This window comes from Alloscardovia omnicolens DSM 21503, from assembly GCF_000420505.1.
In the GTDB taxonomy this organism is placed as follows: domain Bacteria; phylum Actinomycetota; class Actinomycetes; order Actinomycetales; family Bifidobacteriaceae; genus Alloscardovia; species Alloscardovia omnicolens.
On sequence record NZ_ATVB01000006.1, the window covers coordinates 45,958 to 68,607 of the forward strand.

Genomic DNA, 22,650 nt, shown 5'->3' on the forward strand with positions numbered 1-22,650 from the left:
CTTTTCGAATGCGTGAATATGGATGTTTTATGAGCAAACAGAAAAGGATCGTCGATACTGTGCGGAGATTTTTACCGTGACTATCTTCTTTTATTCTCTGGAAAGATGTAAACAGTTATGGTAGTCTCATTTTTTGATTTCTTTGTAAGTTTTGAATCATGGACAGAGCTGCTAGATGATCCAGCCCAGTCTAAGGAATGTAACTGGGCGTCTAGAAGCAGTATTGAACCTTATATACTGTCCCGAGTGAAGCGCGTGCCCCGTTTACGTTTGTGTCTTCGTGACCATTAAATTTGACTAACTGAGTGCCTTGATTATTCCATGCCGACCATGTTGCTGCCTGAGAATCAACTGTAACAACAGCATCATCAACAAACTGAGCATTGCCGTAGAGAGGGGAGTAAGGGGTGCTCATAGACGATGTGAGTGTGTACGTATTATCTTGTGTATTAACTGCATATGTGTATACATATGACCGAGCTTCAGAATTAGTAGCTTGTATGCGTTGAGATGCTGTTGGTAATGCATTACTCCAGTTGAAAGTAGGATTGCTAGGAGAATACGCATAATTATTATTGAATAAGGTTAAGGTATAACCTGTTGCGTTCACATTGCTTACTCGAATATCATTTTGACCGGCAAAATCTGCAAAGTTCCCGTTCTTCTTCATAACAAGATACGAGTATTTTGGGTCATTCCATAGGTTTGCCGGGCCAATAATAGAGGTAATAGATGGCGAATCATTCACATCCAGAGTAATAACAGAGGAGGCTTCACGCGAGGAGAGTAAATAGCGATTATCGTCAAGAGCACTAATCGAATCTAAATCTAGCCAATTCCACGCACCATCGGACGAACCTCCATCTGCCGTCAACGCGCGCGCCACCGTGGTAGTGCGATACGAATTAAGCAACCTTGCAAGATTAGCCAAAACCGTCATCTTACCGTTCAAAATATTGATGCGCACCACATACGTGCCTACTTCTTTCGTTTTATCGAAAGCGTTACCGTTGGTTGCAATAGCAGTAATATTACCGTTTGAATCTGTGGTGTAATCGCTGAATAAAGAGTAGCGTTCATCAAAATTAAAGAAGTTTTTCACAGCGCCCAACTTGTCTACACACGCAAACTGGGTAGTGCTCACCGCATAACACGTCTGCTGACCAATAGTAATAAATCGCGTTCCCTTCACATTTTTCAAAGGAATTTCCCCACGCAAAATGCCGCTGCTGTCATACAAAAAAGCAAAATGTGTGGAGCTTCCCTCAGCAGCCTCAGGCATAACCGCATAGAGACCATTGGTCAGTTTAGTGCTGTTATCGGCAAAAAACGTAGCGTTCACGCGCACAGGCTCATTGCCTAATACGTCACCCATGGTGTATGTGTATTGGCGTGTAATAGTATGTTCGTCCACATCGGTGAGGGTGAAAGTAACCACATTCTTCGTGCTAGGAATCAGCCCTGTAACCTGGAATTCATGGGTGCGACCACGCTGAGCTTGAGTGGTAACAACCCGTGTGAAATCAGGGAAATTCGTTTCCGGAGCACTAACCGTGTACGACACACTCATGAGCTGATCAGTGACAAAAAATACGTAGAGAGACGTGGTATTCGTACCGAAGGGGTTCGCCTCAACAAGCATATGATCAACCGTGTAATTGCCTGTTTTCTTTTTCTTCTCAAGAGTAGCGCTAGCTCGTTTTTGGTATCCGATTGTATAAATACGCTCAACAGTATGCGCCAAAACGCTTGATGGCGAGTTTCTACGCGCATTGTAATAGGTGAGTGCGCTCCACGCTGTTAACGCAACAACAACAAGCATGGCAACAATAATGCTGGCTCGGCGAAGCTGTTCACGCCATGTAGGTTTTGCGCTATCATCTTCCGTTTTGCGCTGAGGAGGAACAGAACGATAATCCGAACTTTTGGTGCGCGTTCCAGTAGCATGATGCACGAGTTCAGGTGTTGCCATACGTTCTCCCCACGATTTTTTGAGCTGACACAATTATACGAAAGTCACGCAATCTTTCTCCATTGAATTTTCTCGGTTACTTTTCTGGAACGTTTCCGGTTGCGTTTCTGTTACGTTTTCTCACGACTTCGTTGCTTCGTTCGTTCTCCCGTTTTTCTGGCTCTTGTGATTTTAGCGGGGTTTAGAGGAGAGCGTTGCCCAGTAGGTTCCAGTTGATTCCTCGGGATGTTATGTGTTAAGACATCGCTTCGGTGTGAATGTGGTTTAGCTTCATAAGTGAAGTCGATACGCGCAACCGATATGACAGTTTTGAAGCCATTTTTGCGCATCAAAACTGTCATAACAGGTGTATTAATCGGTTAAGCAGCAGGGTCGATAGTAACAGATCTTCGGATTTAACGTAGTGTGAAGCCTGATTGTCCGGAACAGCTGCTAGTCATGCACGTGCAGACTCCAAAACCCCACTAAAATCTTATGAACAGTTTTCTGATTGCCTTATCATCAGCAGTCTCGCGTGCTCATGAACGTGAGCTGGATCACATCTTTCTGGGTCTACGCGCTCGCCCTGCCAATCGCTGTTTTCTTCTACTTCCAGGTGCCAGAAATTCGCGTTGAGAAGCAGTTTCAGACTGCGAAAGAGAAGATGAATCCGGCTGTGTACGCGCTTGTCCTTTTCGCGATTTTGCTCGTGATGAACAGCATCGTTATTTTCGTGCGCTTCTCCTCGATTGCAACAGAACTGATGGATGAAAGCTTTAATGCCAGCAATTATTTGGCGCTGATGCCTCTGCTGGGCATCGCCGCCGGTTTTGCCTTCGGTTTCGTGAACAAGCTGTGCGGCAAGTTTACGCTCTACTTGGGCATTGTCTGCTTTATCGCGTCGAACTTGCTGATTGCTATGAGTGGTTCCAGCTTCTGGTTGCTGGTCTGTTCTTATCGAGTATCCCTGGTTCGTGGTGCTTCCCATACATCTTTAGCAACCTCGATACCTTGACCACGAAGAACACCGTAACTTTGGCCACCTCGCTCATCTTTATCGGCTGCAATATTGGCAACTTTATTGCGCCGCTTGCCATGAGCGCTATTCAGTTGATGACCGGTAGTTCCGCTCTGACCGCTCCGTTCTACATTTTCGCCGGCGTCCTCGTGGCTGTGCTGATTGTGTTGGTCGCGGTGAACCGTAAAGCTACCGCTTAGCTAGCGCTTTCTTGTTCCTTTCTCTGCGCGCAAACCCTTCTTTCTCGTGATTGCTGTTCTTGGTAATGCGGGGGAGGAGGGTTTGCTGTTGTGGTGAGCAACTTCTGACTGGCGCGTTGCTCAGCAAAACACGGAATAGTAGATTTCGAAGGAGAATCCAGCTGTGGCGAGCAATTCGTTACCTATAAGTTGCTCACCACAACAGTTTGTAATGGTGTGCGGTAACCGAAATCTGAATACTCACACAGATGCAGCCGCTGTGACTATTGCTGTGACTATTTCGTTTTTTCTAGGTAAAGAAAGGTTGTAGGGGGGGGGAGTTCGTCGCCTATAAACGTTGAAAATAAAGGCTTTCTGTTTTGTGCCTCGGATGCGATTCGAACGCACGACACCCGCTTTAGGAGAGCGGTGCTCTATCCCCTGAGCTACCGAGGCAAATAGGAGTACCTGCATTAAAGGCGCAGTACCCGTAAAAAGTGTACACGGTTTTACGCAATTGCGCACACAAGCGTTTTATCGTGTGCGTGCGCAAGAATACACAGAACTTACGTAAACTTACTCGTTTCCCTGCGTTCCTGCATTAGCTTGGAACTGGGCTTGAGATTCCTGAACCTCATTAAGTTTTTTAGCTACTTCATCGAGCAGAGATTGCGCGTGCTTAGCGAGTGCTTCACCCAACTCCCATTGATACATGGAATCGTTAAGTTCCAAGCCGCCCGCTTCCAACTTCTGCACAACCTGAACAAGCTGATCTCGAGCTTGTTCATACGTCATATTTTCTATTGCTGAGAGCTGTTCGTCAGTTAAATGTGTATTGTTTGCCATGTTAGTCCTCCATTATTGTTTCGTTTACGGTAGCGTTGAGTTTGCCGCTCTTAAGCGTTACGCTTATGCCCTCGCCAGCTGTCAATGCGTTTGCAACATCAATAACCGTTCCATCTGCTTTTTGCACAACAGCATAGCCGCGGTTCAATGTGGACTGAGGAGATAGAGCGGTAAGTGTAGCGTGTAGTTTATCGATAGTCGATGTGGCTTCAGCCGTCATAAAGTTCATTGCAGTATTCAGTCGCGTGCGAGCTTCCTTAACAAACTGCTGAGGTTTATCGAGAATAGACTGAGGATGCGTCAGGCTTGGACGTTGCGTGTAGGCAGATAAACGTTGCTGTTCAGTAGAAACCTTATTGTGCAGAGCGCCAAATATACGGGTTCGTGCTTCAGAAACAAGCGATAATTCCTCGCGCACATCCGGAACAATCCTTTTAGCTGCATCTGTTGGGGTAGAAGCGCGCAAATCAGCAGCCAAATCAATCAAGGTCCAGTCATCTTCGTGTCCGATAGCTGATACTAAAGGTGTAACGCAGTCTGCAGCCGCACGAACAACGCCTTCGTCCGAAAAACCAATCAAATCCTCAAAAGCACCGCCTCCGCGCGCAACAATAATAACATCCACAGAAGGGTCAGCATCTAACTGAGCTATCGCAGTAATCACTTCACTCGGACAGGACGGACCTTGCACATGCACATGCTGCACAGAAAACTCAATACTTGGCCAGCGCAAACGAGCGTTAGTAATAACATCGCCTTCAGCGCGCGCTCCAGGAGCACAAATCAAACCAATGCGTTGCGGAAAAGCAGGGAGAGGAACCTTGCGGTCATCGTCAAACAGTCCTTCACCTTTGAGTTTCTTGCGTAACTGTTCAATCTGCTCCATGAGACCGCCCTTGCCCACATGGTGAATCTCGTCAGCGCGAAAACTAAGCGAGGTGCGAGGCTGATACATATTCGCTTTGCCGTGAATAACAACTAAATCGCCTTGGGTAAATTTAGCTGCTTCATAGGCAGGGGCACCGAAGAAAACCACGTCCATCTGCGTTGTGGTTTGATTATCGCGCAAAGTCATATACACCTGACCTGCGCGGCGTGCATTAATCTGATGCACCTGACCAGTAATCCAAGCAGCAGGCCAACGATCCACAGCATCGGCAAACTTACTGCTGATAAGCGAAACTGGCCACGGATTATCTTTCGTAGTATCTCGTGCCATAGCAGGCAAGGGCTGCTGAGGCGATGAGCTGTGCGGATCTAACTGCTCGTAACTGTTCATCATGCTTCTAGGATATTAGAGCAAGCTGACACGATGGCAAGGTTTATGAACGGTTGAGAAGCGCTCAAAGATCATGAAAAGAGATGCGCGTGTTTCGTGAGCATTGCGTGCAGTAGAATCAACAAACAGAAAATTGTATGAATGTTTAAGAAAGAACGCATATGAGCGAATTAACACAGCCGAGCCAGAACCTCATCTTACGACCAACCGAGCGTGGAGATGTGCCTGCAATCATGGTTATGGTCAACGCGGCTAAAGCTATGCTTAAAGCCGATAATAGCTCGCAATGGCAGAGCGGGTATCCCAACGAATACTCATTTTATGCAGATATTGATGCTGGGTCGAGCTTTGTTTTATGTGAAGAAAATGCTGGACAAGTGGTTGCTACAGCAAGTATTTCTTTTGGTGAGGAAGCCGGTTACAGTGCGCTGATTAGCGGAGAATGGGCATATCCTGAGGAAGAGTATGGTGATTATGCTGTGGTTCATCGCGTGGCAGTACATCCTGATTATTGTGGACAGCACGTGGCAGATCAACTATTTTTAGCGCTTTTTGAGGTTATTATTCAGCAAGGTATTCGCACAGTGCGTGTAGATACACACCGCAAAAATCAGCGGATGCAAAACGTACTGGCTCGTTTAGGCTTTAGCGTGAGCGGCGAAATAACAGTAGATCATGATCCGCTCGACCCGAAACGCTTGTGCTGCGAGAAATTACTGCGGTAGGTGTTTTTATATGAAGCGCGCTGAGAGAGCGTTCTGAGAGAGAGCGTGCTGATAGCTTATAGTAAGTGCGCGCGAAAGTTCCGGAGAAAAGTTTCAAAGAAAAACGCGCAGTATCTTAAAATCGCTCGGCTTTGCTATCATATGCAACCAGAAGTTAGTTCTGCTAAGTAAAACGCTCGGCAGAAGAGACAGCTAACGACCATGATCCGTTATCAGCGGGGAGTCATCGGAAGAAAAACCGTGCTTGTGCGGCTTAACGAACAGAACAAAGCGATATGCTTGAACAGTTCGTTGCTCAAAGCTTCAAAAGCGGTTGATTAGACCCGACGGAGCAGACCGGATTCTGTGAAGAGGTACTGTGCAGTCTCGGCGCAGTGCAACCGAGGTGGTACCGCGGGGTGTAAAAGTTGAAGCTGGCATAAGCAGAAGCTTTCGCACATCGTCCTCACGTGAATACAGGTAGCGAAATTTCGCACCACATATGAAGTGAACAAACATGAGTTTTCACGAGAGGCGAGGCGCATGAGTAATCGCGTTTATCCTAAGGCAGTGACTGATAGGGAATTTGAAACTATCACTCCTAGCCCTCATTTCCCAGCTATGGAAGAGTCTGTTCTCAAGTATTGGGATGTAGACGATACTTTCCGTCGTTCTATTGCACAGCGAGACAGCGGCAATGCTAACGATGAATTCGTCTTCTTTGATGGTCCTCCATTTGCTAATGGTCTGCCACATTATGGTCATTTGCTCACCGGCTATGCTAAGGACGTTATTCCTCGTTTCCACACTATGTTGGGCAAGAAAGTTAACCGTGTTTTCGGTTGGGATACTCACGGTTTGCCTGCAGAGTTGGAAGCTGAAAAGGAATTAGGTATTACCGATAAATCTCAGATTGATGAGATGGGTATTAAAGCTTTTAACGAGGCTTGCCGTCGTTCCGTGCTGAAGTATACGCAGGAATGGAAGGATTACATTCATCGTCAGGCTCGCTGGGTTGATTTTGATCACGGCTATAAGACGCTGAACGTGTCGTATATGGAGTCTGTGATTTGGGCTTTTAAGCAGCTTTATGATCGCGATCTCGCTTATCAGGGCTTCCGCGTTCTGCCTTACTGCTGGAAAGATGAAACACCTCTGTCTGCGCATGAGTTGCGTATGGATGCAGATGTGTATCAAGACCGTACCGATAACACGCTGTCTGTGGCTATGAAGCTGCGCGACGAAGATGCCTATGTTGTTATTTGGACAACAACTGCATGGACTATTCCTAACAACTTAGCTATTGTTGTGGGTAAAGACATCGATTATGTGCTGGTAGAGCCTGTTGAGGGCGCTTTTGCTGGTAAGAAGATGTATTTTGCTAAGGATTTGGTAGCTAACTTCGCCAAGGAACTGGGCGAAGACTACAAGGTTGTGAAGGAACTTAAAGGTTCGGAGCTTGTGGGTCGCCGCTATTATCCTGCTTTTGATTACTTCTTGGATGGTTCCTTAACTGATCCTGAAGGTAAAGCTAACGAAGATGAAAATGCCTTTACTATTTATGCTGCTGATTACGTGGCAACAACAGAAGGTACCGGTTTAGTTCATCAGGCTGTATATGGTGAGGACGATATTAATACATTGAACGCTCACCATGTGCGCACATACGATTACTTGGATGAGCACGCTCAGTTCTTGGATGTTATTCCTGATTACGCAGGTATGCATGTTTTCGACGCTAATAAGCCAATTACGCGCGATTTGCGTGCTGGCTCTGGTCCGCTTGAGCGCGTGCCAGAAGAGCGTCGTGCTTTTATTGTTCAGGAAAAGTCACACGTTCACAGCTATCCTCACTGCTGGCGTTGCGGTAATCCTTTGATTTACAAGCCTGTATCGTCTTGGTTCGTTTCTGTGACCAAGATTAAAGAGCGTCTGCTCGAACTCAATCAGGATGTTAACTGGATCCCGGATAACGTGAAAGACGGTCAGTTCGGTAAGTGGCTCGAGAATGCGCGCGACTGGTCCATTTCTCGTAACCGTTACTGGGGTAGCCCAATTCCTGTGTGGGTTTCGGACGATCCGAAGTATCCTCATGTAGATGTTTATGGTTCTTTGGAAGAACTTAAGCGTGACTTTGGTAAGTATCCAACTGATGACGAGGGCAATATTAACTTGCATCGTCCGTGGATTGATGAGCTGACCCGTCCAAACCCTGCAGATCCAACCGGTAAGTCGCACATGCGCCGTATTGAGGATGTGTTGGACTGCTGGTTCGAATCTGGTTCTATGCCATTTGCTCAGTTCCATTATCCTTTCGAAAATAAGGATTACTTCGAAGAGCATATGCCGTCCGACTTCGTCGTAGAGTATATTGGTCAGACCCGCGGCTGGTTCTACGTAATGCTTATTATGAACGGCGCTTTGTTCGATAAGGCTCCATTCAAGAACGTAATGTGCCACGGTATTGTGCTTGGTGATGATGGTCAGAAGATGTCGAAGCATTTGCGCAACTACCCAGACGTAAACGGCGTATTTAACGAGTATGGTTCGGACGCTATGCGCTGGTTCCTGATGAGCTCGCCAATTCTGCGCGGCGGAAACCTAATTGTTACTGCAGACGGCATTCGCGATACTGTTCGTCAAATTATGTTGCCTTTGTGGTCCACATATTATTTCTTCAGTTTGTATGCCAATGCTGCGAACAGTGGCGAAGGTTTCGATGCGCGACAGGTGTGCGCCGACGAAGTGCATGACTTGCCTCATATGGATCGTTATCTGTTGGCTCGTACCCGAACTCTCGTAGAGAGTACGCAAAAGCACTTGCAAGATTACGGCGTTGCCGATGCTTGCGCGGACGTGGCTGATTATATTGATATTTTGACCAATTGGTATGTGCGTAACACTCGTGACCGCTTCTGGAATGAAGATGAGAACGCTTTCAATACGTTGTATACCGCTTTGGAAGTTCTCGCTCGTGTGATGGCTCCACTTGCCCCGATGGAAGCAGAAACAGTATGGCGTGGCCTGACCGGTGGTGAATCCGTACATTTGGCTGACTGGCCATTCTTGACGGATGAAGAAAGCGAGAAGTCAACAGAATTGGGCGATGCGCTCAAGGCTGATGACGACCTCGTACGCACCATGGATAAGGTACGCGAAGTAGTATCCAGCACACTCAGCTTGCGTAAGGCTCAGAAGATTCGCGTTCGCCAGCCATTGGCACAGCTGACCGTTGTGGCAGACAATGTTGACGCAGTACGCGAATATGAAGAGCTGCTCGAATCTGAGCTGAACGTAAAGCAGATCCAGTACACCACCCTCGAAAATGCTGGTGACCACGGTTTGCGCGTAGTCAACGAATTGCGCGTGAACGCACGTGCTGCAGGACCTCGATTGGGTAAGAATGTTCAGTTTGCTATTCGCGCTTCTAAGTCGGGTGCATGGCATGTGAACGAAGAAGGTATGCCAGTTGTTGACGCTCAAGGTGTTGACGGCGGTATTGCTTTGGTAGAAGGTGAATACGAGCTGATTTCTCGCGTAGAAGCTGCAGAAGGCGGAGCTGACGAAGCAAGCTCTGTGTCCGCATCTTTGCCAACAGGCGGTTTCGTACTTCTCGACACCACTTTAACCGATGACTTGCTGGCAGAAGGTTACGCTCGCGATGCAATTCGCAGTGTTCAAGACGCACGAAAAGCTGCAGATCTTGATATTTCTGACCGCATTAGCTTGGTTCTTACCGCTCCAGCTGCAGACGCAGACAAGCTCAAGCAGTTCGAAGAGCTGATTTCCACTGAAACTCTCGCAACCAGCTTCAGCGTGAATGTTGCTGATGTACAAGAGCTTGAGGTGAAAGTGGAGAAGGCTTAGGTATTAGCTTTATAGCAAGTTAGGCAAGCCTCGCGCTCGCTGTTCTCTCCTGTGTCTGACTGGGGAGGGCAGCGGCGCGGGCTTCGTTGTTGCGAATTTGAGTTGTCAATTTGGGAAACGCGGGAGATATGTTCTCCCGAGAGTGATATACTAAAAGAGCTAATTCACAGTAAGGGCGGACTCGTTAGCCGCCTTGAATGCTAAGCAGGAAACTGCAGGGGAGGCTTTGCCTCCCCGTTTTTCTGATATGCCCCAATTAGGGTTATTCGCCATTTCGTGTGTCTGTGGGAGTGGTGTGTGTTGCTTCGTTTTTGTTAGATTGTTTGGTTTGGGTAGCGTGTGGGAGTGTGGAATTCGTCCCAGTCGATGCCTGTGCCATACGTTTGTGGTATGCCGTATATATCGTGTCTGACATCACTTTGGCATTACCATGCGTGCTGGTATAACTTGTCGAGCTAGTCAGTGGTTATAGCGTGGTAAACAAGCCATTGGTCGTTCTGGGGATACTGGGTGCGTTGATGACAATACCAGCACACAGCGGTGATTCGTTTGAATAAACTCAACCCTCTATGATCATGTAACATTTGGCGTATACCCGCGTTAAATGAATCGTTTCTATTATTCGTTGATGGAGCATAATCAAATTGAAGGAACGTGAATAATTGTTGTTCTTTGATTCTACGGTCAAGTATTCTGCGTGCCTTAATCAGTCTTTCGTGATAATCGTGCCATGACCCGTCCTGGTACCTGCTTTTGACCTATAGCCCTGTTTTCCCGCTCGAGGTTATACCGTTCTTCTTCATAAGCGTGTGCCATAAATCGCATAATGGTCGTTGCATACCCCCTTTATACAACCCAGAGCATGAAAACACTGACAAGCCAACAAAATCAGCACGTCCCAGCATATTACAGACACGCATTATGGCTAAGTGTCATGGTCAATCATGCAACCATGAACACCTCTCAAACACACACAAAAACAAGACCTAAGACAACAAAACAGACACACAAAATGGTGTATAACCCGTTACATTTTTCTTTTTGGCACAGAAATTCAACGAGCACTTGTATAAGTGAGTCGGTGGGCTGAACTGCACCCCCTTCGTTAGGATAAAAGAATAGAGGGAGAGTTTCTCGACTGCAACGTTTAGGAACTCATGAGAAGAAGGTAGAGTTATGACTCATCAACAATTATCGACGCTAAAAGCATTGCGCATGATATGTGTCCGTCTAGCTACGGTGCTTTTCGTTTTCTCGTCTTCGGCTTATGCGCACCTCATGTTGCCTTTGCGGCTAATGAAGTGAATAAAGTTGAAGATGGAGCATACGAGAATAGCTATGATGCACAGATAGAAACACAGAACCCGTTTCCACAGATTATTAGTGACGATGAAGTAAATGCTCATATTGAAGCAATCAAGGCATATGAAGGCAAAGATGCTTATAATTTTGAACGGTACCGATTAGACAAATTTTTGATTACGTATCTTGATAATTCTACTGAATTATTAGACCATACTGAGTATCGCACTCGTTTGAATAATAGACAGTTCGATGTGACAACCATTCGTTCAGTCGATTACTATACGATTTTTGTTCCTTATGCTGACGACAATCACGATATGGTTCATAAGAAATTTATTTTTGGTGGATGGACATATAACCGTCGTGCAGTTCGTGGCAATGATGGGGAATGATCATCGACAAATTCGTTGGTTAAGAAGAAAACGGCAGCGGAGGAAGCGATGAATCTCTCAGCGTCGAGTGGAACGGTAATAAACTCAATAGCACCTATAAAAACCATCAAGATGGTACAGGTAATATTGTCAGCGTAAATCTCATATATCAGCGTGGGTATAAAACTGTTATGCCGCAATATATACATTCGAAACATACAATAGCTAACGGTAGCTTACCGGGAAGAACGCTGTATGCGTCAAGTTCTATGGGCTTCCGCGGTACGAATATGTATATCGGATCTATGAACAACAGGGACAGCATTAAAGCCGGAACAAGTATTTTCCGCTCGTACTATAGCTCACACAGTTCAGAACATATTTCTTTTGTTGATGATTTTGAATATAGAAAAGCTCGTCATCTCCCTATAACAAATCTTATTGAAGGACGCAGTAAAGATACTGCTCTTTTCTCTGATGCTGCGCACACTCCTATCGTGCAAGATGATGGTAAAGACTTTGAAGCATTAGCGAGTCCACTGAATCTACATGGCGTAGTAGAAATGGGAACTCCGAAAGATGATAGTTCTGGTTGGAGTGAGAACGGAAATAGTGATCGACGTTTTAGTGTGCTCGCTCCCGAAGCTCATTTCCCAGGATATGCTAATTTTCGTGAGTCCTATCTGAAATATCAGGGCTGGTCAACAGGTGTTACTCCTACAGAAATGGAAATAATTCCTAATGCTGAAGACACTCCAGGCGATACGAATTATCTGCTTTTCTCCACAGTCAAGTCAACACTATCAGATATAGCCAGTGAGAAAGATATTCCTGGATACGTTTACGTAGGTGAAGATATAGATGCAGTTCATGACTATGGTTCTTACGCAACGCGAACGAACGGCTATATTATGCCGGCCATCAATGCTACTACGCTCGTACTGCTGATAATAAAGGAGTGCTCATTAAAGATAAACTTGTATCTGATAAAGATGGCATGACTCACTTAGCATCGCAACCGTTAGATTACGATCAGCTGTCTAAGCTAATTGCGGATAACGAAGCTATAAAAGAGAAAAAAGTGGCGATTGATAGCAACTATTTTACCTTAACTGATAAGCGGACTGTCACTTCCGATGAAGATCAAGGTAATACCTATCTTTTCCCAAGTACATATGTTTTGAAAGAAACACAGGCACCAAAGGGATACGTTGCTTCATATGATATTGAATTTGAAGTTCCTGTTAATAAGGATAAAAGTGATGATGCTCTTGTGATTCAGGCGGAGAATAAGAAGAAGCCTGAACCGACTCCCGAACCGACACCTCACCCGGTGCCAACAGACAATCCACAACCGAAGACTGAAAAATCGAAGCCAAAGATTTTGGCACACACTGGAAGCGGTTCGGCTGTGCAGCTGGCTCTCGTTGCTGTTCTAGCTAGCATCGCAACTGCTTGTGTTTCTCTTCGAATGGCTCGCCGATTGACTTACTAAGTACATCGTACGTATTTGCCAGATGTGTACTCAGTCGAGAAAAGCTCCTTCTTCTCTTCCTTTGCATAGGTGAAGAGAAGAAGGAGGTTTTTGTGCGCAAGTGTCAGCTACATGTATGTGGTGAGGGTCACAATGTGGACTATTCATAACACGCGGGTCACGGTTGTGCCATAGTAACACTGCCAATGGCTAAAACATACACATTTATGTTCACGGAAAGAACAAGGAGATGGGGTCCATGAGTGAACTCACATATGCGGTAATCGGTGCTGGTGCAATGGGGTATCGTTATGGCATTTTGCTTCAAGAAGCAGGTAAGAAGGTAGATTTTATTGATGCTTGGGAACCAAATATTGAAGCAGTGAAGGAACAAGGCGGCGTATGGGTGAGCCGTGATCATGAGGGCCGTCACTTGGTGCCAGTGAACCTGTATCGTCCAGAAGAATATACAGGAAATCCGGACGTATGGATTATCTTCCTCAAGCAGATGCAACTTGAAGATATGCTCAAGCGCTGTGCTCATTTATTCAAAGATCATCAGGTTGTTTTCTCAGCAATGAACGGATGGGGCCATTTCGAGAAGATTAATCGATACTTCTCAACAGATCGTATCTACGGTGGAACCGCAATTATTGCAACTGTTTTGAACGGTCCTGGCGATGTTGATTTCATTGGTAAGAAGGGTACAGGCTCTATGCACATGTGTGCAATGAATGAGCACATTACCGATATTGAACGTGCAATTGCTGATGACTTTACTGCAGCACACATGAATCCAGAAATTACCACAGACTTTAAGGGCACATGCATGGCTAAGATTGTGTTCAATTCTGTGGTGAATACCTTATGTACCATGTATCAGATTACTATGGGACAATTTGCTGATTACGAAGGCTCCCATGAGATGACTCAGCAGCTTGTTTCCGAAGCATATGCTGTATGTGAAGCCGCTGGTATTCCTATGATTAACAGCGTAGATGAAGAAGTTGAATCTATCGAATACGCAAGCCGTGTGGGTAATCCACTGCATTACCCATCTATGTATCAAGACATGATTCACGGACGACCAACAGAAGTAGATTATATCAACGGATATATTGCTCAACTCGGACGTGAACATAATGTTGACTGCCGCACCCACGCTTTCTTGACTCATGGCGTGCATTTAGCAGAACGAGCATTCCAGATTCATCACGCGCAAGAAAAGTAAAAAAACTATCTTTCCTATATATGGGGCTGAGTGCAGCATACTACCGCACTCAGCCCTTTTCTTTTTCTGTGTTAATGTGACGAGCGCTCACAGTAATCTCACCTCAAATGTGCAGATAATTATCAGAGTCTTCCGACACGCAATATAAGTGAAGCGCAATTGCCTATAATATAACGGTGCCCACAAGGGTAGTGTACAGGAATAAAACCTACGGAGGTCTGCGTGCCAGCACAGGAAACTGTTGTGGTGCATTATCATACCGCGAACGCTCGCTATGAAGATAGAAGCGTATGGATGTGGAAAGATAATGAAGAAGGTTATCAATACCTTTTAACAGAACGAGATGCTTTCGGAAAGTTCTGTGTACTCCCTGTACGTTTAAATACCGCCGATAATATGCACGGATATATCAATATCCTTATGCGTAACACTGATTTCTCTTATAAATCTCGAGAATATCGCATTACTTTACGCAATGATGAACAGCCTACACACGTATGGCTTGTTGAAGGTGACGATACGCTCTACTACTCTTACCAAGCTGCGCTTACGAGCAGGGCATGTGCACTGTATGATGTGCATGCTTTTGATATGGCTTTACATCCAGAAGAATTTGACCGTCAATGGGCCTTCGATGGCTGGTTGGGCTACACATATTCACCATCCAGCACACAATTTCGCGTATGGGCACCAACTGCTAAGCAGGTCGATCTGCTGATTCTTAGCACTCCCACAGACCAGTCAACCCATACAATAATCCCCATGACGCGAGGGGATATAAGCGATACTCTTAACCAGAAGCGCAATACTCATGGAGTATGGTTTGCTACGCTGGACGTTGATTGCGACAGTATATCGTATGTATATCGTGTGCACCATGCAGATGGTCGCATAGTTGATTCTCCTGATCCGTATGCGCGCGCAGCTACCAGTGATGGATTACAATCGGTGATTTTAAGTCCGCGTTCCAGGCGTGCAGAAGGTTTTAGCGTCAAACACGGCGATGACGCGGTATGGCGTGTAGAAAATCCTACCTCAGCTGTTATCTGTGAGATGCATATTCGCGATTTTACTATTTCGCGCACATCCGGCGTTCCGCGTGCTCTGCGTGGAACCTATATAGGAGCGTGCGAAAGTGGCACAAGCAATACGTATGGGGCGAGCACAGGTATAGATTATCTTGATCATCAAGGCATAAGTTATGTGCAAATACAGCCAGTTGCTCAATACTATAAGCATTATTTACCGGACGGTCGTAGACGCTACAACTGGGGTTATGATCCGTGCAACTATAATGTGCCAGAAGCCTCGTATTCTACGAAGCCGAATAATCCTGCTGCAGCAATTATTGAATTGAAAACAATGATTCAGGAGTATCATAATCGCGGTATAGGCGTTATTTTTGACGTTGTTTATAATCATACTTTTTCGAGCGCAACGCATCCGTTCCAGTTAACTGTTCCGGATTATTTTTACCGTATGAACGCAGACGGTTCTTGTGCAGACGGCTCGGGCTGCGGTAATGAAACGGCTAGCGAAAAGGAAATGTGCCGAAAGTACATGATTGATTCCGTCATGTATTGGGCTGAAGAGTTTAACGTTGACGGATTCCGTTTTGATCTCATGGGATTACATGATATTGAAACAATGAATCAGATTCGAGAACAACTCGATAGCCTCGACCCACACATTCTTATGTATGGAGAAGGCTGGGATATGGGAGTAAATCTCCCTGCAGACCGTAAAGCGAAGAAAGATAATGCAGCGCTTATGCCACGTATTGCTTTCTTTAACGATACAGTTCGAGATGGTGTGAAAGGTGCGGAAGTCTACGGCTATGTAAAAGGTGGTTTCGTCTCTCATGAAGGTACGGAAGGCATCGTAGCTAAAGGAATTCTAGGAAGTAGTGAGCTAGTCAATTATGATACGCCTCGTCAAGTTCTCAACTATATTGAAGCGCATGATAACTATAATCTCAATGATTTACTTACACGTTTACATCCTGACGATGATGAGCTGTGTCATATTCAGCGCGTAGAAGTTGCTAATGCGTTGAACTTCGTTATGCAAGGTATGACCTTTATGCAAATCGGTCAAGAATTCTTACGCACAAAACTGTATCCAACGGGAGATAATGGCGAGCTGACTTTAGGCGACCGATTGAATGCCATGAATAGTTATAACGCTCCTGATGAAGTCAACCGGGTGAATTGGGATCAAGTGACTCAATATCGCGACACTGTCGATTTCGTGCGGCAATTGATAACATTCAAAACCTCTTCAGACCTCTTTTCTTACGAAACATATAGTGATGTGCGCAGACACGTGTATGTATGGTCAGCTATCGATAGCTCTGGCATTATTGGCTTTGATATAACAGGAGACGATAAAAAGTATCGTATTGTTGCTACTACAGTTGATGTTCCTGTACATAATATGCTTAAAGATTTAGATGGTGCTCAACTGATTTTATCGAATAATCCTATTCGTATCGAAAAAGAAAAAATCCTTGAGGCATATACTTTTGCTATCTTTGAACAAGTACTCTCAGATGCTTCATAAAAGAGTCTGAGCTTTCAACCATAAGAGTGAGAAGGCGCTAAAAATCAAGGAAAAGAAGTTAGCTATCTTACAATATGATTGATAAATGAACAGTTTGGTCTTTCCTTACCCAAAAACCTTTCAAAACGAGTACACTGGACTTAAGGAGAGGTTAAGGGGGAATGCTTATGGAAACGCATGAGGCTTTACGGACTTTTGGCACGGGAGAAAATTTCCATGCTCAACATTATTTCGGTTTTCACCGAGAGACGAGAGAGGGAGAGGAAGGCTACGTCTTCAGAGTGTGGGCTCCGAACGCGCAACATCTAGCTCTTATTGGAGAATTCACAAACTGGCAAGACAATCCAATAGGTATGTCCTGCAATGAAGCGGGAGTGTGGGAAGTTTTCACCACTGCGCCACAAATTGGCGAGCGCTATAAATTCCTCGTTACTCGTGCAGACGGATCTGTTGTGGAAAAAATTGATCCTTTTGCTTTTTATCTAGAACCACGTCCTGGCACTGCCGCCATTATTACTGATTTTCCAGAGAAAAAATGGAAAGACGGCTTATGGCTGGGGCGCCGTAAGCGTTTTGGTTTCCGTAATCGCCCAGTCAATATTTACGAAGTGCATGCCTCCTCGTGGAAAGAGCACGAAGACGGCACTCCATACCAGTTTGCTGAGCTAAAAGATGAGCTTATCCCTTACTTGGTGAAGATGAACTACACCCATGTGGAGTTCATGCCACTGATGGCTCATCCGCTGGGAATGAGCTGGGGCTACCAGCTTATGGGCTATTTTGCGTTTGAGCACACATATGGAACTCCTCGAGATTTCCAAGACTTCGTAGAAGAATGCCATAAGAATAATATTGGTGTTATTGTGGACTGGGTTCCTGGGCATTTTACAGTCAACGATGATGCTTTGGCTTTCTATGATGGAACGCCTACCTTTGAATATCAAGATCCAGATCGTGCGCATAACCGAGGTTGGGGAGCACTGAACTTTGATTTAGGAAAGAACCAAGTGCAGTCTTTCCTTATTTCCTCAGTAAAGTTCTGGATTGATTACTATCATTTGGACGGTATTCGTGTTGATGCGGTCAGCAATATGATTTACCGCAATTACGATATTGGTCCTTGGACGCCTAATAAGGATGGCGGTACTCGTGACTATGAGGGCTTCGGCTTCTTACAGAAGATGAACGCTGTTATTAAAGGCTATTATCCTGATGTTATGATGATTGCTGAAGAAAGTTCCAGCGATACAAAGGTAACCGGTCCTATTGAATGGGATGCCTTGGGCTTTGATTACAAGTGGAATATGGGTTGGATGAACGATATTTTGAAGTTCTATGAAGAAGACCCAGTGTATCGTAAATATGATTTTAACTTGGTCACTTTCAGCTTCATGTATGCCTTTGCGGAGAACTTTATTCTTCCGTTCTCACATGACGAGGTAGTGCACGGTAAGAAGAGCCTCATGCATAAAATGTGGGGAGACCGCTACAACCAGTTTGCTGGACTGCGTAATCTGTATACCTACCAGATATGCCATCCGGGTAAGAAGCTGCTGTTCATGGGTAGCGAGTATGGGCAGTTCTTGGAGTGGAAGTATGATGAGCAACTCGAGTGGTCTAATTTAGACGATGAGATGAACTCGAAAATGCAAAACTTCACTGCTCAGCTCAATCAGTTCTACAAAGATAATTCACCTTTGTGGAAGATTGATAATAGCTATGATGGTCTCGAAATTATTGATGCAGATAATACTAACGAAAGTGTGTTGTCCTTTATTCGCAAAAACGATAAGGGCGAGTTCCTCATCTGTGTATTCAATATGGCTCCAGTTGAACGCCGAGGTTTTACTATTGGCGTTCCTGTTGCTGGTGAATATGAAGAAGTGTGGAACACGGAAATGCGTGAATTCGGTGGTGTCTGGAAGCAAAACAATCCACATACTCATACGCAACCAGGATTATGGAAAGACTATCAGCAAAGTCTCACCTTCACTGCTCCAGCTTTAGGTGCCAGCATTTGGAAGCTTAAACGTAAAGACGCGGTTCATAAAAAGCGTCAGGTATCCAAGAAAAAGTCAACCACACAGTCGAATGCGAAATAACTCATCATGTTTTAGACTACAAGTACAAGAATAAGGAGGTCATTCGATGAAGAATGAAATGTTAGCTCTTATCTTGGCGGGAGGTCAGGGTTCTCGCTTAGGTAAGTTAACCCAGAATATTGCTAAGCCTGCTGTACAGTTTGGTGGGCGATATCGCATTATCGATTTCGCTTTATCGAACTGCGCAAACTCAGGTGTGCGAAATGTTGGTGTTATTACGCAGTATCAGCCTTTGGCCTTGAACGCGCATATTGGAAACGGCTCTAGTTGGGGTTTGAATGGTGTAAATTCAGGTGTATCCATTTTGCAGCCATACTCGGCTACAGAAGGTAACCGCTGGTTCCAAGGCACCAGCCATGCGGTGTATCAGAATATTAACTACATCGATAGCATCAATCCAGAATATGTGCTCATCCTCTCAGGTGACCATATCTACAAGATGGATTACGACGATATGCTTCGCCAGCACAAAGAAAATGACGCATCCCTTTCGGTTGCAGTTATTAACGTGCCGTACGAAGAGGCTAGTCGTTTCGGTATTATGAACACCGATTCGCATGGCCGCATTGTCGAATTCGAAGAAAAGCCAGCTCAGCCAAAGTCAACCAAGGCTTCTATGGGGATTTACATCTTCACATGGTCTCGTTTGCGCGAGCTGTTAGTGAATGCCGATAAAAATAATGTAGATATGCTCGACTTCGGTCATAATGTTATTCCGGCCTACCTTAAGGCCGATGAGCGCGTCTACACCTATGAATTCGAAGGCTACTGGAAAGACGTGGGCACAATCGACTCCCTGTGGGAGGCGAATATGGAGTATATTGGCGAAAACAATGTGCTCAACTCACGCGACCGCTCCTGGAAGATTTACTCCAAGAACCTTATTTCGCCACCTCACTTTATCGACGGCACTGCCGATGTTAAAGACTCGCTGGTCGTCGATGGCTGCTTTGTGAGCGGCGAAGTAAAGCATTCGATTTTGTCGACGAATGTGCAGGTAAAAACCGGTGCTGTTATCGAAGACTCCTTTATTATGAGTGGCGCTATTGTGAGCCAAGGCGCTCATATTAAGCGCGCCATTATTGGTGAAGGAGCAATTATTGGCGATGACGTCGTGATTGATGGCACAGACGAAATTCAGGTCATAGGATACAACGAAGTAGTAGGAGTTGCTGATGAAGCTTGATAAGTACACCGCTATCTTGGGTAATACCGTTGGCTACCCAGATATGGAGGGTTTAACAGCTCAGCGTCCAATGGCCAGCCTCCCGTTCGACGGTAAGTACCGTTTAGTCGACTTCCAGCTGTCGAGCTTGGCAAATGCTGGTATTCGAAGTGTCTACGGTATTTTCCAGCGCGATAATATTAGTTCGATTTTCGACCACATACGCAGTGGTCGTGAATGGGGGCTCGATACCTTGCTGAGCCACTGGTATCTTGGCTTCTACAACACGAAGTATAGCGAAAACACAACAGATCGTGCCTACTATGAGCAGCTGTTGCGCTTCCTCAAGCGCTCCGGTAGCGATCGCACGGTTTATATGGGGTGCGATATTTTATGCAATATCGATTTAGAACAGGTTATTCACCTCTCCGAAGCACACGATAGCAAGCTGACCGTCGTCTACAAGCGTGTTCCACGTTCCATGGTTACCCCAGGTAATGCTCTTCTCGATGTTACCGACGAAGACCGCGTGCTCTCCGTCAGCTCGGGAAGCGTGCCAGAAGGGGATAATCTTTTGAATATGTCGGCCGATATTTTCGTAGCCGACACGCAATGGCTTATCGAACACATGGAACAGGAAATTCAAGAAGAGCATCCTCGCAAGTTGCGTTTCTTGCTGCGTAGCCTGCTGGTCGACAACGATGCGTCCGCTTTTAGCTACACGGGTTATCTGTCGAATATCTTCTCGGTAAAATCCTATTTCGACGCGAATATGGATATGCTCGAGTCTGAAAACTTCTACTCCCTGCTGTACTCCAATCAGAAGGTGTACACGAAGGTAAAGAATGAGGAGTCTACGTATTTCTCCCCAGACTGTGATGTAGAAAACTCTCAGTTTGCCTCCGGTAGCATCGTGAAGGGTCGCGTAAACCGTTCGATTATTTCGCGAAACTGCTATCTCGATAGCACGAGTGACGTGTGCCATACCATTGCTTTCTCGAAGGTAACAGTGGAGCAGGGTGCTCACGTTGACTACGCAATTCTCGATAAGAACGTTGTTGTTGCTCCAGGCGTTACTATTCAAGGCACACCAGACAAGCCTGTGGTTGTGGTCAAGGGTACGCATGTTCAGGAGGATATTATCCGATGAAGGTACTATTTGTAGCCGCTGAAGGCTCACCTTTTGCCAAAGTGGGTGGTTTGGGCGATGTTATAGGAGCACTTCCTAAATCCTTAGCAGCGCGCGGACATGAGGTAGCGGTTGTTATGCCGTACTACGACACCGTTGCACGCAATTTTGCCGACCAGGTAGAAGACGTTATGTACTTCTTTACGAACGTGGGTTGGCGTCACGAGTATGTGGGGGTCAAGCGCTTGGAACTGTCGGGCGTTACCTTCTACTTTATTGATAACGAGCGTTACTTCTTCCGCGGTCACGTTTATGGCGATATGGATGATGGTGAGCGTTTTGCTTTCTTCCAGTTAGCAGCTGTAGAGCTGATGGAAAAGGTTGATTTTATTCCAGATATTCTGCACGTGAACGATTACCATACAGCGATGATTCCTTTCCTCGTGAAGGAAAAATATCGTTGGATTGAAGCCTATAAGAATATTCGCACCGTGCTTACTATTCACAACTTGCAGTTCCAAGGCGTTTTTGACCCTTCTACTCTCAGCGATTTCTTTGGCGTGGGTATGGAACGTTACGAAGATGGCACAGTACGTTGGGACAACGCTCTGAATTGGCTGAAAACAGGTATTCTTTACGCTGATCGTGTAACAACGGTATCCCCAAGTTATGCACAAGAAATCATGACAAGTGATTTCGGTCAAGGTTTGGATCAAGTGCTCCGTATGGAATCTGGAAAGCTTTCCGGTATTACGAACGGTATTGATACGGACATCTTTAATCCTCAAACCGATAAGCGTATCCCGCATCATTTCTCTGCCGACGATATGGCGGGCAAAGCGCTCAACAAAGCGGCTTTGCAAGAAGGAGTCGGCTTGCCGGTTCGTCATGATGTGCCGTTGTTCGGTATCGTGTCGCGCTTAACAGATCAAAAAGGTTTCGGTCTGGTGGTTAGCGAACTCAACGCGCTCGTGCAGCACGATATTCAAATCGTGGTGCTCGGTACAGGATATCCGGAGTACGAGCATTCCTTCTCCTGGTTTGCCGACGTGTATCCAGATAAAATCAGTGTGCGCATAACTTTCGATATCGACCTGGCTCAGCTCATCTATGCAGGTAGCGACGGTTTCCTTATGCCAAGCGCGTTCGAGCCATGCGGATTATCGCAAATGATGGCCATGCGTTACGGTACTATTCCTGTGGTTCACGAGGTGGGCGGTCTCAAAGATACTGTGCAGCCATACAATCAGTTCGACAATACGGGTACTGGTTTTGGTTTTAGTGATTTTAATGGCTACTGGTTTACGCAAACCGTGCTCAAAGCGGTGAACCTGTATAAGGATGAGCCAGAGAAGTTCGCTCAACTTCAACAACGTGCTATGTCTACAGATTTCTCGTGGGAGAATGCGTGCTCTCAGTACGAGAATCTCTACGATGCGATTCGTGTAGACTAAACGCAGCGACGTC

The 22,650-nt window shown here is 45.7% G+C and carries 16 protein-coding genes and 1 tRNA gene; 13 read left to right on the forward strand and 4 right to left on the reverse strand.

Translation table 11 applies throughout. From position 1 onward, the window contains the following. Positions 1 to 211: 211 nt before the first annotated feature. Positions 212 to 1,972, reverse strand: coding sequence for an aryl-sulfate sulfotransferase (locus tag G464_RS0103685; RefSeq protein ID WP_022856785.1), 1,761 nt, complete (start codon positions 1,970 to 1,972; stop codon positions 212 to 214). A 490-nt stretch (positions 1,973 to 2,462) separates the two neighbouring features. On the opposite strand from G464_RS0103685, the gene G464_RS08800 reads away from it, so the two are divergent. Then, a complete protein-coding gene (locus G464_RS08800; RefSeq protein ID WP_051126681.1) occupies positions 2,463 to 2,966 on the forward strand; it encodes an MFS transporter in 504 nt (167 codons plus the stop codon). Next, complete coding sequence (locus G464_RS09660) at positions 2,963 to 3,169, forward strand: hypothetical protein (RefSeq protein WP_051126682.1); 207 nt, start codon at positions 2,963 to 2,965, stop codon at positions 3,167 to 3,169. The genes G464_RS08800 and G464_RS09660 overlap by 4 nt, the downstream gene beginning before the upstream one ends. A gap of 362 nt (positions 3,170 to 3,531) precedes the next feature. Here the strand turns inward: G464_RS09660 and G464_RS0103695 are convergent. From G464_RS0103695 to xseA, 3 genes are all read right to left on the reverse strand, one after another. Further along, positions 3,532 to 3,604, reverse strand: a tRNA-Arg gene (locus G464_RS0103695). Positions 3,605 to 3,724: 120 nt separating this feature from the next. Beyond that, positions 3,725 to 3,994, reverse strand: a complete 270-nt coding sequence (locus tag G464_RS0103700) for an exodeoxyribonuclease VII small subunit (RefSeq protein ID WP_021618548.1) — start codon at positions 3,992 to 3,994, stop codon at positions 3,725 to 3,727. A 1-nt stretch (position 3,995) separates the two neighbouring features. Further along, a complete protein-coding gene (gene xseA, locus G464_RS0103705; RefSeq protein ID WP_026472588.1) occupies positions 3,996 to 5,276 on the reverse strand; it encodes an exodeoxyribonuclease VII large subunit in 1,281 nt (426 codons plus the stop codon). A gap of 158 nt (positions 5,277 to 5,434) precedes the next feature. Between xseA and G464_RS0103710 the strand changes: the two genes are divergently transcribed. From G464_RS0103710 to glgA, 11 genes are all read left to right on the forward strand, one after another. Then, the gene (locus tag G464_RS0103710) at positions 5,435 to 5,998 is read left to right on the forward strand and encodes a GNAT family N-acetyltransferase (RefSeq protein ID WP_022856787.1); all 564 of its coding nucleotides are present in this window, start codon (positions 5,435 to 5,437) and stop codon (positions 5,996 to 5,998) included. Positions 5,999 to 6,520: 522 nt separating this feature from the next. Then, the gene (gene ileS / locus G464_RS0103715) at positions 6,521 to 9,844 is read left to right on the forward strand and encodes an isoleucine--tRNA ligase (protein WP_022856788.1); all 3,324 of its coding nucleotides are present in this window, start codon (positions 6,521 to 6,523) and stop codon (positions 9,842 to 9,844) included. Between the two features lie 1,220 nt (positions 9,845 to 11,064). Further along, positions 11,065 to 11,541: a hypothetical protein gene (locus G464_RS0103720; RefSeq protein ID WP_022856789.1), complete on the forward strand. Its 477-nt coding sequence runs from the start codon at positions 11,065 to 11,067 to the stop codon at positions 11,539 to 11,541. A gap of 170 nt (positions 11,542 to 11,711) precedes the next feature. After that, positions 11,712 to 12,521 carry a hypothetical protein gene (locus tag G464_RS0103725; RefSeq protein WP_143739566.1) on the forward strand — a complete coding sequence of 270 codons (810 nt, stop codon included), beginning with the start codon at positions 11,712 to 11,714 and terminating at the stop codon, positions 12,519 to 12,521. Next, on the forward strand, positions 12,479 to 13,015 hold the full coding sequence (locus tag G464_RS0103730) for a prealbumin-like fold domain-containing protein (protein ID WP_155237049.1): 537 nt from the start codon (positions 12,479 to 12,481) through the stop codon (positions 13,013 to 13,015). Before G464_RS0103725 ends, G464_RS0103730 begins: the two co-directional genes overlap by 43 nt. A 238-nt stretch (positions 13,016 to 13,253) precedes the next feature. Further along, on the forward strand, positions 13,254 to 14,225 hold the full coding sequence (locus G464_RS0103735; RefSeq protein ID WP_022856792.1) for a ketopantoate reductase family protein: 972 nt from the start codon (positions 13,254 to 13,256) through the stop codon (positions 14,223 to 14,225). A 222-nt stretch (positions 14,226 to 14,447) separates the two neighbouring features. Continuing rightward, positions 14,448 to 16,787 (forward strand): type I pullulanase, encoded by a 2,340-nt coding sequence (gene pulA / locus G464_RS0103740; protein WP_022856793.1) that lies wholly within the window; start codon positions 14,448 to 14,450, stop codon positions 16,785 to 16,787. Positions 16,788 to 16,948: 161 nt separating this feature from the next. Further along, complete coding sequence (gene glgB, locus G464_RS0103745; RefSeq protein WP_022856794.1) at positions 16,949 to 18,889, forward strand: 1,4-alpha-glucan branching protein GlgB; 1,941 nt, start codon at positions 16,949 to 16,951, stop codon at positions 18,887 to 18,889. 46 nt (positions 18,890 to 18,935) lie between these two features. Continuing rightward, on the forward strand, positions 18,936 to 20,075 hold the full coding sequence (locus tag G464_RS0103750) for a glucose-1-phosphate adenylyltransferase (RefSeq protein WP_022856795.1): 1,140 nt from the start codon (positions 18,936 to 18,938) through the stop codon (positions 20,073 to 20,075). Further along, positions 20,065 to 21,204 carry a glucose-1-phosphate adenylyltransferase subunit GlgD gene (gene glgD / locus G464_RS0103755; protein ID WP_021618534.1) on the forward strand — a complete coding sequence of 380 codons (1,140 nt, stop codon included), beginning with the start codon at positions 20,065 to 20,067 and terminating at the stop codon, positions 21,202 to 21,204. Before G464_RS0103750 ends, glgD begins: the two co-directional genes overlap by 11 nt. Next, complete coding sequence (glgA, locus tag G464_RS0103760) at positions 21,201 to 22,637, forward strand: glycogen synthase GlgA (protein WP_021618533.1); 1,437 nt, start codon at positions 21,201 to 21,203, stop codon at positions 22,635 to 22,637. The genes glgD and glgA overlap by 4 nt, the downstream gene beginning before the upstream one ends. Positions 22,638 to 22,650 lie beyond the last annotated feature (13 nt).

Bases quoted from the DNA above. Each gene is read 5' to 3' on its own strand.
- G464_RS0103685 (WP_022856785.1), bottom strand. From the start codon at position 1,972: ATGGCAACACCTGAACTCGTGCATCATGCTACTGGAACGCGCACCAAA.
- G464_RS0103700 (WP_021618548.1), bottom strand. From the start codon at position 3,994: ATGGCAAACAATACACATTTAACTGACGAACAGCTCTCAGCAATAGAA.
- xseA (WP_026472588.1), bottom strand. From the start codon at position 5,276: ATGATGAACAGTTACGAGCAGTTAGATCCGCACAGCTCATCGCCTCAG.
- G464_RS0103710 (WP_022856787.1), top strand. From the start codon at position 5,435: ATGAGCGAATTAACACAGCCGAGCCAGAACCTCATCTTACGACCAACC.
- ileS (WP_022856788.1), top strand. From the start codon at position 6,521: ATGAGTAATCGCGTTTATCCTAAGGCAGTGACTGATAGGGAATTTGAA.
- G464_RS0103720 (WP_022856789.1), top strand. From the start codon at position 11,065: ATGTGTCCGTCTAGCTACGGTGCTTTTCGTTTTCTCGTCTTCGGCTTA.
- G464_RS0103725 (WP_143739566.1), top strand. From the start codon at position 11,712: ATGCCGCAATATATACATTCGAAACATACAATAGCTAACGGTAGCTTA.
- G464_RS0103735 (WP_022856792.1), top strand. From the start codon at position 13,254: ATGAGTGAACTCACATATGCGGTAATCGGTGCTGGTGCAATGGGGTAT.
- glgB (WP_022856794.1), top strand. From the start codon at position 16,949: ATGCTTATGGAAACGCATGAGGCTTTACGGACTTTTGGCACGGGAGAA.
- G464_RS0103750 (WP_022856795.1), top strand. From the start codon at position 18,936: ATGAAGAATGAAATGTTAGCTCTTATCTTGGCGGGAGGTCAGGGTTCT.
- glgD (WP_021618534.1), top strand. From the start codon at position 20,065: ATGAAGCTTGATAAGTACACCGCTATCTTGGGTAATACCGTTGGCTAC.
- glgA (WP_021618533.1), top strand. From the start codon at position 21,201: ATGAAGGTACTATTTGTAGCCGCTGAAGGCTCACCTTTTGCCAAAGTG.